The following is a 12929-nucleotide window of genomic DNA, read 5'->3' on the forward strand; positions in this document are numbered from 1 at the left end:
TTCCCAAGCCGTTCGATGACCTATCAAGTTCTCGCCCGCAAGTGGCGTCCCCGGGCCTTCGAGGAACTCGTCGGCCAAGCCCACGTCGTCACGGCACTCGCCAACGCGCTCGCCTCGAAGCGTCTCCACCACGCGTATCTATTCACCGGAACGCGCGGTGTGGGCAAGACCACGCTCGCGCGGATCCTCGCCAAGGCGCTGAACTGCGAGACCGGCATCACCCCCAAGCCGTGCGGCAAGTGCGGGGCCTGCACGCAGATCGACAGCGGCCGCTTCGTCGACCTCCTCGAGGTGGACGCCGCGACCAACACCAAGGTCGACGAGATGCGCGAGCTTCTCGAGAACGCGCAGTACATGCCCACGGTCGGCCGCTTCAAGATCTACATCATCGACGAAGTGCACATGCTCTCGAAGTCCGCCTTCAATTCGATGCTGAAGACGCTCGAGGAACCGCCCGAGCACGTGAAGTTCATCCTCGCCACGACCGATCCGCAGCGCCTGCCGGTGACGGTTCTGTCGCGCTGCCTGCAATTCAACTTGAAGCCGCTTGCGCCACCGGTCATCGCCGGGCACCTGAAGCGCGTGCTCGAAGCGGAAGGCATTCCCTTTGAAGACGCCGCGCTCGCGCACCTCTCGAAGGCCGCGGCTGGAAGCGTGCGCGACAGCCTGAGCCTGCTCGACCAGGCAATCGCCCACGGTGGTGGACGCGTTGCCGCCGCGCAGGTCGCCGAGATGCTGGGGTCCGTCGGTGGCGATCTCGTGTGGCCGCTGCTCGAATGCGTTGTCGCCGGTGATGGTCCTGGCGCGATGCGCGAGGCCGAGCGAATCGCCGGACGCAGCATCGATTTCGATACCGCGCTGGAAGATCTCGCGTCGCTGCTGCATCGCATCGCGCTGGTACTCGCGGGCATCGATCCGCCTGCGGACGAAAGCGACACGCCTCGCTTGAAAGCCATTGCTGCGCGCCTCGACAACTCGCGCGTGCAGGTCCTCTATCAGATCGCCGTGCTCGGCCGCCGCGACCTTCCGCTCGCGCCCGATGAGTTCGCCGGGTTCTCGATGTCCGTTCTTCGCATGCTGTCGTTCTCCGGTGGCAATGCGGAAGGGCGGTCTGTCGCAAGACCCACGCCTGCCGTCGCCGCGCCCACGCCGAGCCGATCCGCTGCGCCGGTCGCAGCGGCTGTGAACGTGCCTGCTGCACCTGCACCTGCGCGCGCAACCTCGGCACCCGTTGCCTCGGAGCCCGTGGCCGCAATCCCTTTCGATGGCGATTGGCCCGCGTTCGTCGCGCGCCTGCAACTTACCGGAATGGCGGGGCTGCTCGCGCGCTACGGCGAGCTGGCGTCGTTCAACAACAACAACCTGGAGCTTGTCGTGCCCGAAGCGCATCGCGCCTATTCGGAACGCAATTACCAGGACAAGCTGAAGGCCGAGCTCGCGAAACATTTCGGCGCGAACTTCCGGCTCACGGTGAAGACGGGCGCAACCAGCGGTGTGAGCCTCGCGGCCGTGCGCGAAAAGCAAAGTGAAGAGCGGCAGGCCACTGCCGCGACGGCCATCGAGGCGGATCCCTTCGTGCGCGATCTGGTGCGCGACATGGGCGCCGAGGTGGTTCCCTCATCCATACGGCCGTCCGGCAACGACAACGGCCCCACCAGCTAAGGAGCTCGAACCATGATGGGCAAAGGTGGCCTGGGCGCGCTGATGAAGCAGGCCCAGCAAATGCAGGAGAACATGAAGAAGGTGCAGGAAGAGCTCGCGACGATCGAGGTCGAGGGCCAATCTGGTGCCGGCCTGGTCAAGGTCGTCATGACCTGCAAGCACGCGGCCAAGCGCGTGACGATCGATCCGAGCCTGCTCACGGAAGACAAGGACATGCTCGAGGACCTCGTCATGGCGGCGTTCAACGATGCCGTGCAGAAGGCCGACGCGACGGCGCAGTCCAAGATGGCGGGGTTCACGGCGGGCATGAATCTTCCGCCCGGCATGAACCTGCCGTTCTAGGAACCCGCGCCGCGCGATGGAAAACCCGGGCTCACTCGACGAGCTGATTCGCGCGCTGCGCTGCCTGCCGGGCGTGGGGCCGAAGTCCGCGCAGCGGATGGCCTATCACCTGCTGCAGCGCGATCACGAAGGCGCGGGGCGCCTCTCGGGCGCGCTCGCCGCGGCGCTCGATCGCATCCGCCATTGCGCGAGCTGCAACACGTTTACCGAAGCGGAGCAGTGCGCGGTGTGCGCATCGACGCGTCGCGACCGGACGCTGCTATGCGTCGTCGAAACTCCGGGCGACTTGCTGATGATGGAGCAGACGCAGAGCTTCTCGGGCATGTACTTCGTGCTGATGGGGCGGCTGTCTCCGCTCGACGGCATCGGCCCGAAGGAGATCCACCTCGATCGCCTGCTCAAGCGCGCGACCGACGGCGTCGTGAAGGAAGTGATCCTCGCGACGAACTTCACCGTCGAAGGCGAAGCGACGGCGCACTACGTGAGCGAGTTGCTCTCGGCCAAGGGGTTGATGGTCTCGCGCATCGCGCGCGGCCTGCCCGTGGGCGGCGAGCTCGAGCACGTCGACAGCGGCACGCTCGCCCAAGCGCTCGTGGAGCGACGTCCCGCCTAGCTCGCGGTAGAAAAGGGGACAGAAGGAAAAACTAACCTGACCCCTTTTCTCTCGGTGTCGCGAAGGCGCTCCAGATTCCCTTCACCAGCCGCCACAACTTCGGCAGCAGCCACGCGACCATCGCAAGGAAGACAACGAGCAACGCGAGGAACACCAGCGGATGCTGGAAGGCGAGCCAGATTCCGCCCAGCACGGCGAAGTCTTCCGCGAATGACGCGGTCCAATTGGAGACAGGCTCGGGCGACGTGTTGATCAACGCGCGGCCGCCCGCCTTCGTGAAGTGCGTGCCGGCCGTGATCGTCCCGCCGAGCAATCCCGCGACAATCGTCAGCGCAGTGAGTGTGTCACCGGTAGCACCGGCCGCGAGCAGCGCGCCCGCGGGAATGCGGATGAACGTGTGGATCGCATCCCAGGCGCTGTCGACACCGGGAAACTTGTCGGCGAGGAATTCCATCACGACGAGGAAGCCCGCGGTCCATACAACATAAGGATGCGCGAGCATCTTCAAGCCATCGGGCAGTGCGAAGTAACCCTGCTGGTGCGCGAGGCCCAGCGCGAAGATCACGAGATAAAGGCGCACGCCGCTCGCCCATGCGAGGAGCGAGGCGAGGGCGACGGTCTGGAGGACATGCAACTCGGTGCCGGTCATCGGTGACTAACCTCTAACGTCCTGATTTACGGAAATTTTGGGTGCCGCCCTGGGTTTGTTCCGGCGTTTGGGTTGACGCTCGGGGTCGCAAAATGCCATAATTTACCTCTCGGCGACGTTCTAACCAGCAGCAAGGTTCGAGCGCACCGACTCTGGCGCGGGGTGGAGCAGTCTGGCAGCTCGTCGGGCTCATAACCCGAAGGTCGTAGGTTCAAATCCTACCCCCGCAACCAACTCCCAGTAGCTTGCACGGCAAGGGAGTGCCATCGCTCTTTAACAAGTTACAGCCGATAGAGGTGGGTGTTGTGGGCGTTGTTGCGAGCCTGCTTCACGTGGGTGCCTGTTATGGGTGCGAAGCGTGTTGTGGGGATCTCGGATAAAGCAATGCTTGCAGTGCTCACTTTTGAATCCAAGTGATTCGAGTGAGTTTTAAATGGATTGAACTGAAGAGTTTGATCCTGGCTCAGATTGAACGCTGGCGGAATGCTTTACACATGCAAGTCGAGCGGCAGCGCGGGGGCAACCCTGGCGGCGAGCGGCGAACGGGTGAGTAATACATCGGAACATGTCCAGTCGTGGGGGATAACCTGGCGAAAGCCAGGCTAATACCGCATGAGCTCGGGAGAGGAAAGCGGGGGACCGTAAGGCCTCGCGCGATTGGGTTGGCCGATGTCCGATTAGCTTGTTGGTGAGGTAAAGGCTTACCAAGGCGATGATCGGTAGCTGGTCTGAGAGGATGATCAGCCACACTGGGACTGAGACACGGCCCAGACTCCTACGGGAGGCAGCAGTGGGGAATTTTGGACAATGGGGGCAACCCTGATCCAGCCATTCCGCGTGAGTGAAGAAGGCCTTCGGGTTGTAAAGCTCTTTTGTCCGGAGCGAAACGGTTACGGTGAATATCCGTGACTACTGACGGTACCGGAAGAATAAGCACCGGCTAACTACGTGCCAGCAGCCGCGGTAATACGTAGGGTGCGAGCGTTAATCGGAATTACTGGGCGTAAAGCGTGCGCAGGCGGGCTTTTAAGCCAGACGTGAAATCCCCGGGCTTAACCTGGGAATGGCGTTTGGGACTGGGAGTCTGGAGTGCGGCAGAGGAGACTGGAATTCCTGGTGTAGCAGTGAAATGCGTAGATATCAGGAGGAACACCGATGGCGAAGGCAGGTCTCTGGGCTGACACTGACGCTCATGCACGAAAGCGTGGGGAGCAAACAGGATTAGATACCCTGGTAGTCCACGCCCTAAACGATGTCGACTGGTTGTTGGGGGTTTGACACTCTCAGTAACGAAGCTAACGCGTGAAGTCGACCGCCTGGGGAGTACGGCCGCAAGGTTAAAACTCAAAGGAATTGACGGGGACCCGCACAAGCGGTGGATTATGTGGATTAATTCGATGCAACGCGAAAAACCTTACCTACCCTTGACATGTCCTGGAGCCTGAAGAGATTCGGGTGTGCCCGAAAGGGAACGGGAACACAGGTGCTGCATGGCTGTCGTCAGCTCGTGTCGTGAGATGTTGGGTTAAGTCCCGCAACGAGCGCAACCCTTGTCATTAGTTGCCACATTTAGTTGGGCACTCTAATGAGACTGCCGGTGACAAACCGGAGGAAGGTGGGGATGACGTCAAGTCCTCATGGCCCTTATGGGTAGGGCTTCACACGTAATACAATGGCGCGTACAGAGGGCTGCGAAGGGGCGACCTGGAGCCAATCCCTTACAAAGCGCGTCGTAGTCCGGATTGCAGTCTGCAACTCGACTGCATGAAGTCGGAATCGCTAGTAATCGCGGATCAGCATGTCGCGGTGAATACGTTCCCGGGTCTTGTACACACCGCCCGTCACACCATGGGAGCGGGTTTCACCAGAAGCCGGTCGCTTAACCGCAAGGGGAGCGCCGACCACGGTGAGATTCGTGACTGGGGTGAAGTCGTAACAAGGTAGCCGTATCGGAAGGTGCGGCTGGATCACCTCCTTTCTAGAGAAGAGATTGTCGCCGCAGCGGTTTTACCTGCAGCGCCCACCATCTATCGGTTGTTTCTTAGCGTGCGAGAGCGCCCAGGAATCGGGTCTGTAGCTCAGTTGGTTAGAGCACCGTCTTGATAAGGCGGGGGTCGATGGTTCGAATCCATCCAGACCCACCAACTTTGCGTGGGGTCCTGGAGGGCGCGATCAAAAGAAGAAGAGGCGCTAGGGGAGGCGAGAAGCGGGGCTGTAGCTCAGTTGGGAGAGCACCTGCTTTGCAAGCAGGGGGTCGTCGGTTCGATCCCGTCCAGCTCCACCAGTTTTGTTCTGTGTTGAGGGTGCATCGGAGAGTGCGTGTATGCGCGTGCTCCTCGATGCTTCTTTATTGAAGTCATCGATCGGCTGCTCTTTAACAATTCGGGATTAGAAGGTGGTGTGTTCGCGTGGTTCTTTTTGCGCGTGGATGCCCGTGGCAAGCGATTGCCTGGGATATCCGCTACAGCGTGCAAAGTGTTTAAGAACCGGGGCGCGATCACACGACTGGGTGATGTATTGCATGTTCATCAAACTCGTTTGTTTTGATGGACGCACAAGCGCGCGAGAGAACTATAGCTGCGTGGTGCGAGGAACTTTACCTCGGACCTGCTCCCCGCAAGGGGGGCGGCAAGGTTATAGGGTCAAGCGAATAAGTGCATGTGGTGGATGCCTTGGCGATTACAGGCGACGAAGGACGCGACAGCCTGCGATAAGCTGCGGGGAGCCGGCAAATGGGCGCTGATCCGCAGATTTCCGAATGGGGAAACCCGGCCCGTCATAGGGTCACCTCGCTCTGAATACATAGGAGCGAAGGAGCGAACGCGGAGAACTGAAACATCTCAGTAACCGCAGGAACAGAAATCAACCGAGATTCCCAAAGTAGTGGCGAGCGAAATGGGAAGAGCCTTCGAGCTTTAGCGCGAGCGTTAGCGAAACGGTCTGGAAAGTCCGGCCATAGCGGGTGATAGCCCCGTACGCGAAAACGAATGCGTGGAACTGAGCTCGAGACAAGTAGGGCGGGACACGTGAAATCCTGTCTGAAGATGGGGGGACCATCCTCCAAGGCTAAATACTCGTAATCGACCGATAGTGAACCAGTACCGTGAGGGAAAGGCGAAAAGAACCCCGGGAGGGGAGTGAAATAGATCCTGAAACCGCATGCATACAAACAGTCGGAGCCTGGAGCAATCCGGGTGACGGCGTACCTTTTGTATAATGGGTCAGCGACTTACGTTGCGTTGCGAGCTTAAGGCTTGATGCCGAAGGCGAAGCGAAAGCGAGTCTGAATAGGGCGATTCAGTAGCGCGGCGTAGACCCGAAACCGGTTGATCTATCCATGGCCAGGCTGAAGGTGGGGTAACACCCACTGGAGGGCCGAACCCACGCCCGTTGAAAAGGTCGGGGATGAGCTGTGGATAGGGGTGAAAGGCTAAACAAAACCGGAGATAGCTGGTTCTCCTCGAAAACTATTGAGGTAGTGCGTCGTGTATTGCCTACGGGGGTAGAGCACTGTTATGGCTAGGGGGCCGCTATAGGCTTACCAAACCATTGCAAACTCCGAATACCGTAGAGCTCGAGCACGGCAGACAGTCCCCGGGTGCTAACGTCCGGGGACAAGAGGGAAACAACCCAGACCGCCAGCTAAGGTCCCCAATATCGGCTAAGTGGAAAACGAAGTGGGAAGGCACAGACAGTCAGGAGGTTGGCTTAGAAGCAGCCATCCTTTAAAGAAAGCGTAATAGCTCACTGATCGAGTCGTCCTGCGCGGAAGATGTAACGGGGCTCAAGCCGATAACCGAAGCTGCGGATCGATGGAGCAATCCATCGGTGGTAGAGGAGCGTTCCCTACGCCTGCGAAGGTGACTCGTAAGGGTTGCTGGAGGTATGGGAAGAGCGAATGCTGACATGAGTAGCGATAAAGCGGGTGAAAGGCCCGCTCGCCGAAAGCCCAAGGTTTCCTGCGCAACGTTCATCGGCGCAGGGTGAGTCGGCCCCTAAGGCGAGGCGGAGACGCGTAGCTGATGGGAATCTGGTCAATATTCCAGAACCGCCGACGGGTGCGATGTGGGGACGGAGAAGGTTATGCGAACCGGCTGTTGGATGTGCCGGTGAAGCGTGTAGGCAGATCCCTTAGGGAAATCCGGGGGGTCAATGCTGAGGCGCGGGACGAGGAGAGCTTGCTCTCCAAAGTCGCGGATACCCTGCTTCCAGGAAAAGCCACTAAGCTTCAGCCCGTTGGGACCGTACCGCAAACCGACACAGGTGGGCAGGATGAAAATTCTCAGGCGCTTGAGAGAACTCAGGAGAAGGAACTCGGCAAATTGACACCGTAACTTCGGAAGAAGGTGTGCCTTTGGTAGGTGAACCCGTACAGGGGGAGCCGAGAAAGGCCGCAGAGAATCGGTGGCTGCGACTGTTTATCAAAAACACAGCACTCTGCTAAGACGTTGGAAGTCGACGTATAGGGTGTGACGCCTGCCCGGTGCCGGAAGGTTAAGTGATGGGGTGCAAGCTCTTGATCGAAGCCCCGGTAAACGGCGGCCGTAACTATAACGGTCCTAAGGTAGCGAAATTCCTTGTCGGGTAAGTTCCGACCCGCACGAATGGCGTAACGATGGCCACACTGTCTCCTCCTGAGACTCAGCGAAGTTGAAATGTTTGTGAAGATGCAATCTCCCCGCGGCTAGACGGAAAGACCCCATGAACCTTTACTGTAGCTTTGCATTGGACTGTGACGCTGTCTGTGTAGGATAGCTGGGAGGCTTTGAAGCCGGGTCGCCAGACTCGGTGGAGCCAACGTTGAAATACCAGCCTGACGACGTTGCGGTTCTAACCTGGGCCCCTTGACGGGGTCGGGGACCGTGCATGGTAGGCAGTTTGACTGGGGCGGTCTCCTCCCAAAGAGTAACGGAGGAGTGCGAAGGTCACCTAGGTACGGTCGGAAATCGTACTCATAGTGCAATGGCATAAGGTGGCTTGACTGCGAGACTGACAAGTCGAGCAGGTGCGAAAGCAGGTCATAGTGATCCGGTGATTCTGAATGGAAGGGTCATCGCTCAACGGATAAAAGGTACTCTGGGGATAACAGGCTGATTCCTCCCAAGAGTTCATATCGACGGGGGAGTTTGGCACCTCGATGTCGGCTCATCACATCCTGGGGCTGTAGCCGGTCCCAAGGGTATGGCTGTTCGCCATTTAAAGTGGTACGTGAGCTGGGTTCAAAACGTCGTGAGACAGTTTGGTCCCTATCTGCCGTGGGCGTTGGAGATTTGACGGGGGCTGCTCCTAGTACGAGAGGACCGGAGTGGACGTATCCCTGGTGTACCGGTTGTCACGCCAGTGGCATTGCCGGGTAGCTATATACGGAAGAGATAACCGCTGAAAGCATCTAAGCGGGAAACTCGCCTGAAGATGAGATCTCCCGGAGGCTCGACCTCCCTGAAGGGTCGTGGTAGACCACCACGTTGATAGGCCGGGTGTGCACGGACGGTAACGTCCTTAGCTGACCGGTACTAATTGCCCGTGTGGCTTGACTCTATAACCTTGCGAAAAGCTTGTGAGTCCTGCAACGCAAAACCAAGAACCAAAATGCAGGCAGCAATGCCTCGCCCAGCAACACCTTCTATCCATCCCGAACATGAGCGCGTTGAGCTCAACACACCGACTCAACGAACTCGACAGAATTCCTGGCGACCATAGCGCGTTGGCCCCACCCCTTCCCATCCCGAACAGGTCCGTGAAACGACGCCGCGCCGATGATATTGCGGATTGCCCGTGAGAAAGTAGGTCATCGCCAGGGCCTTACAAAACAAAAGCCCAACCACACACGTGGTTGGGCTTTTGCATTTTGTGCGCGCATCCGGCGTGCGAACATGCTCGCATGCACAGCCCGGAAGGCCCTCCCGCGCACGCGCTGACATGGGCCCACCTGTGGCCCTCGTTACGGACCGGCTTGTGGGTGGTCGCATTGTTCGCTGCCGGGGCGTGGCTGGCACAGGAGTACGCGATACCGATTCGCGAGGCAGTGCTGGACAACGAGCGAGCGGGTCTCGCGGTGTTCGTTGTCACGTCGGTCGTCGCGGTGCTGATGCCGCTGCTCACCAACCTGCCGCTGGTGCCGATCGCGGTCCTTGCCTGGGGCCCCTGGTTGACTGCGTTACTGCTGCTCCTGGGTTGGGTGATCGGTGCGACACTTTCGTTCGTGCTCGGGCGCCACGCCCGCGCATGGATCCTGCGGCACTTTCCTTCCGTGACGCGCCATGCGCAAATCGACCGGCTGATTCATCCGCGCTACCGCCTGGGCTCGTTGATCATGCTGCGTATGACGTTCCCGGTCGACGTCCTGTCGTATGCGCTCGGCCTGTTCAGTCCGAGCACCACCAAGGCCGAAGTTGCGCTATCCACTGCTATCGGCGCAGCGCCGTTCGCGCTGCTGTTCGCCCTGCTTCCAACCCTTTCAACCGCAACGCAAGTCATCGTCTTCGGCGCATCGACGGCGGTATTCGTCATTTACACCGCCTGGCTCCTGCGATCGCCACGCCGGCTCTGACCTGCGATCGCCCGCACCTCCGAACCTATTACTGTAGGCCGAGTCCTATACGATCTTCCTCCGAGGTTGCCGCATGAAGATCCTTCGTCAGCTGGCCACTGCCATCCTCGAGGAGCGCGACGCGGTCCTGCTCCGCTGGCGCGCACGCGTGCGCGCCCTGCCGTCGGCCGCCAAGCTCGACGTCCCTACCCTCAACGACCATCTTCCCGGCTGGATCGCGGAGTTGGCCGCATGTCTGGTGACCGCCTCCGAGGCCGCGGAGGGTGACACGAGCCCCTCCAGCCCCCTGGCGCACGGACTGCAGCGCTTCGAGGATGGCTTCGACATCGAGGAAGTGGTGTCGGAGTACAACATCCTGCGTGATTGCATCCACGACCTGGGCGAGCGCCACGGCGTGACCTTGGCCGGCGATGATCGCCGCTACCTCGACAAGTTCTTCGACGATGCAATCGGCGACGCGGTGAAGGCGTTCGCCGCGAGCCAGGCGCGCGAAGTCGAGCGCCGGCGCAGCGAGCACCTCGCATTTGTCGCCCACGACCTGCGAACGCCGTTGAGCGTGATCGCCTTCTCCACGTACCTGCTCGAGAAGCGCGTCGGGAGCAACGGGCTGGATGCCGAGAACACGCGGCTCCTCAAGATCCTCGCCCGCAATACGCGCCAGCTCGAGGCGCTGGTAGGCGCCGTGCTCGCGGAGAACACGCAGCTCCTCACCGAGCTCGGCGTGAAGATAGAGCGGCGCAAGTTCGACCTCTGGCCGATGGTGGAGACCGTCATCCAGGACATTCAGCCGATCGCCACCAAGGCCGCGACGCGGGTGATCAACCAGGTGCCCGACGAGATCGATGCGAACGCCGATGCGAACCTCCTGCGCCGCGTCCTGCAGAACCTGTTGAGCAACGCCATCACCTACGCCCCCGGCGGCGAGGTCATCATAGGAGCCAGGGATCCGGGCGGCGTCTCGCCCCTCGAGATCTGGGTGCAGGACGACGGCGCCGGCATTCCCGCGGACCGCCTGGACAAGGTGTTCGAGGCGCTCGAGACCGACCCGAAGCGCGACGGATTGGGCCTCGGCCTCGCCATCGTGAAGACGTTCGTGGAGGCCCACGGCGGCAAGGTGGTCGTCGAGAGCGTGGTGGGACAGGGCGCGACTTTCCGCTTCACTCTCCCGCGCGCTCCGGCGGTAAGTGAGGAAGCGCCGGCGCCCGCCGTCGCGACCACTCCGGTCGCCGAGGCTTGAACTCGAGGCAGTGAGTCGCCTGTCGGCCCTCGGACTCGATTACAGCCTTAACAGGCCGGTGTGACCGGCCTCACACGGGTTTTGGCGCGGCAGTCCCATCATTCTCCCCAGTCGTTCACAAAACTCAGGGAGAAAACAACATGAAGCTGCGCACCTTCGGCCTGATGCTCACTGCCGCCGCCTCGCTGGGTGCCGGCCCGTCGTTCGCCGGCGACTCGGAAGTCATGCTTGCCAACAATTCAGGCCACGCCATTCGCGAGGTCTACCTCTCGCCGGCCGGCCAGAATCAGTGGGGAGGCGACCGGTTCCAGGACAACGCCGCAATGGAGAACGGAACGCAGATCGTGCTCAAATTCGGCGCCCGCCTTGCGTGTGTTCAGGACATGAAAGTGGTCTTCGCCGATAACAACGCCGAGGCGGTCATGACGAGCCTCGACATGTGCGCGATCAGCAAGGTGAACCTCAAGTTCGATCCGAAGACCAGGACGACCATCGCATTGAAGCAATAGGCGAGCTCGCCGGCCAGGCCCTCCCCAACAGAAAGCCCGACTTCCTAGCGAAGTCGGGCTTTTTGCTTTGTGGGTCCCGGGGCTTGACAAGGACTTCCCGCCCGGGTAGTTTGCATACAAACGTATGCATATGCCCGCGAATGAACGCGGCGGGCGGGAGAGGCGAATGAGCACCCAGATGCAAACCCTGTCGGTCCGTATCCCCTCGGAAGACCTGGAATGGCTCTCGGCTCTCGAGGTCTCGGGCGCGAGCACCCCCAGCGACAAGCTGAGAGCGCTCCTCGCCCAGATGCGCAAGCAGCACCAGGGCACCATGGACCACATGACCTGCGTGGCCTGGCTGCGCGACCTGCTCGGTCCGTTCGTGGTCGCGCTGCGCGAGGTGGAGAACCGCCACCGCATGCACTCGGACGCGATCAACGCGGTGGTCGAATGGCTGCCGCAGATCATGGCCACGATGTTGTCGGAACGACGCTTCGGCAAGGACGCGCAAGCGCACGTCACCGAGATCGAGGCGGCACTCGTGCAACGATGCTTCCAGCTTTTCTCGACGCTCATGCGGCTGGGCGTCACTCCTGCGGCGGAATGTTACGATCCCCACGCCATCGAAAGACACCTGCCCAGGATCCTCGAGCTCGCGGGCCTCATCTCGGCCGACCGCAAATCCCGAAAGGAGACATGACCATGGCAGACAGCATTTCGGCGCGGGTCACGCGCATCGTCGGAGGCAGCGTTCACGCGCTGCTCGATACAGTCGAGAACGCGGCGCCCGAGGCGACCATGGCGCAAGCCATCCGCGAAGTGGACCAGGTGATCGACGAAGTCCGCATCGAGCTGGGCCGCGCCGAAGCGGCCAAGCACCTGGTCACCTCGCAGCTGAACAAGCTCAACACGGAGAGCGAGCGCCTCGCCTCGCAGGTGGAGGTTGCCATCGAGCAGGGCCGCGAGGACCTCGCGCGCGCCGGCGTCGAGAAGCAGATCAACATCGAGGACCAGCTTCCCGTGCTGCAGAAGATGCTCGCGGAGCAGTCGGAGCGAGGCCACGACCTGGAGGGCTACATCACGGCGCTGCTCGCGAAGAAGCGCGAGATGGAAGAGGCGCTGCGCGAGTTCATCGCTGCACGGGCGAGCCAGGTGCCGCCCGGCGTGTCCACCAACAACAGCGGGCGCGCGCAGATGCGCGTCGACAACGCGGGCTCCGCATTCGACCGCGTCATGGCGCGGCAGACCGGCGTCAGCGGCCTCAGCCCCAACGTGACCGCCAACGCGACGCAGCTGAAGGAATTGCAGGACCTGCAGCGTTCGCACCGCGTCGAGGAGCGGCTCGCCAAGCTGAGGGCCACGATGCCGCAGAAGCAATAGGCCGG

The 12929-nt window shown here is 61.1% G+C and carries 9 protein-coding genes, 3 tRNA genes and 3 rRNA genes; 14 read left to right on the top strand and 1 reads right to left on the bottom strand.

The window, feature by feature from the left end; genetic code table 11:
- The first annotated feature begins 15 nt into the window (after positions 1-15).
- Genes dnaX through recR form a run of 3 tightly spaced genes read left to right on the top strand, consistent with a single transcriptional unit; the run spans position 16 to position 2617 of the window.
- Positions 16-1662 (top strand): DNA polymerase III subunit gamma/tau, encoded by a 1647-nt coding sequence (gene dnaX / locus DSM104440_RS07155; RefSeq protein WP_171161342.1) that lies wholly within the window; start codon positions 16-18, stop codon positions 1660-1662.
- Positions 1663-1677: 15 nt separating this feature from the next.
- The gene (locus DSM104440_RS07160; protein ID WP_171165768.1) at positions 1678-2004 is read left to right on the top strand and encodes a YbaB/EbfC family nucleoid-associated protein; all 327 of its coding nucleotides are present in this window, start codon (positions 1678-1680) and stop codon (positions 2002-2004) included.
- 16 nt (positions 2005-2020) lie between these two features.
- Positions 2021-2617, top strand: coding sequence for a recombination mediator RecR (gene recR, locus DSM104440_RS07165; protein WP_171161343.1), 597 nt, complete (start codon positions 2021-2023; stop codon positions 2615-2617).
- A gap of 31 nt (positions 2618-2648) precedes the next feature.
- Here the strand turns inward: recR and DSM104440_RS07170 are convergent, their stop codons facing one another.
- Entirely contained in the window at positions 2649-3266 is a 618-nt protein-coding gene (locus DSM104440_RS07170) for a DUF4126 domain-containing protein (RefSeq protein WP_212758251.1), read from the bottom strand.
- Positions 3267-3422: 156 nt separating this feature from the next.
- On the opposite strand from DSM104440_RS07170, the gene DSM104440_RS07175 reads away from it, so the two are divergent.
- From DSM104440_RS07175 to DSM104440_RS07225, 11 genes are all read left to right on the top strand, one after another.
- Positions 3423-3499 (top strand) — tRNA-Met (locus DSM104440_RS07175).
- A gap of 207 nt (positions 3500-3706) precedes the next feature.
- Positions 3707-5244, top strand: a 16S ribosomal RNA gene (locus DSM104440_RS07180).
- Positions 5245-5333: 89 nt separating this feature from the next.
- Positions 5334-5410, top strand: a tRNA-Ile gene (locus DSM104440_RS07185).
- Positions 5411-5474: 64 nt separating this feature from the next.
- Positions 5475-5550 (top strand) — tRNA-Ala (locus DSM104440_RS07190).
- A gap of 356 nt (positions 5551-5906) precedes the next feature.
- A 23S ribosomal RNA gene (locus DSM104440_RS07195) occupies positions 5907-8804 on the top strand.
- A gap of 148 nt (positions 8805-8952) precedes the next feature.
- Positions 8953-9066, top strand: a 5S ribosomal RNA gene (rrf, locus tag DSM104440_RS07200).
- Together the 16S, 23S and 5S rRNA genes with 3 tRNA genes alongside form the textbook arrangement of a ribosomal RNA operon.
- Positions 9067-9147: 81 nt before the next feature.
- Positions 9148-9816, top strand: a complete 669-nt coding sequence (locus DSM104440_RS07205) for a VTT domain-containing protein (protein WP_212758252.1) — start codon at positions 9148-9150, stop codon at positions 9814-9816.
- Positions 9817-9889: 73 nt separating this feature from the next.
- Positions 9890-11053: a sensor histidine kinase gene (locus DSM104440_RS07210; RefSeq protein WP_212758253.1), complete on the top strand. Its 1164-nt coding sequence runs from the start codon at positions 9890-9892 to the stop codon at positions 11051-11053.
- A 140-nt stretch (positions 11054-11193) separates the two neighbouring features.
- Positions 11194-11562, top strand: a complete 369-nt coding sequence (locus tag DSM104440_RS07215) for a hypothetical protein (RefSeq protein ID WP_171161345.1) — start codon at positions 11194-11196, stop codon at positions 11560-11562.
- 166 nt (positions 11563-11728) lie between these two features.
- Positions 11729-12244: a hypothetical protein gene (locus DSM104440_RS07220; protein WP_171161346.1), complete on the top strand. Its 516-nt coding sequence runs from the start codon at positions 11729-11731 to the stop codon at positions 12242-12244.
- A 2-nt stretch (positions 12245-12246) separates the two neighbouring features.
- Complete coding sequence (locus DSM104440_RS07225; protein WP_171161347.1) at positions 12247-12924, top strand: PspA/IM30 family protein; 678 nt, start codon at positions 12247-12249, stop codon at positions 12922-12924.
- Positions 12925-12929 lie beyond the last annotated feature (5 nt).

Origin of the sequence: Usitatibacter palustris (genome assembly GCF_013003985.1) — a bacterium.
GTDB lineage: Bacteria > Pseudomonadota > Gammaproteobacteria > Burkholderiales > Usitatibacteraceae > Usitatibacter > Usitatibacter palustris.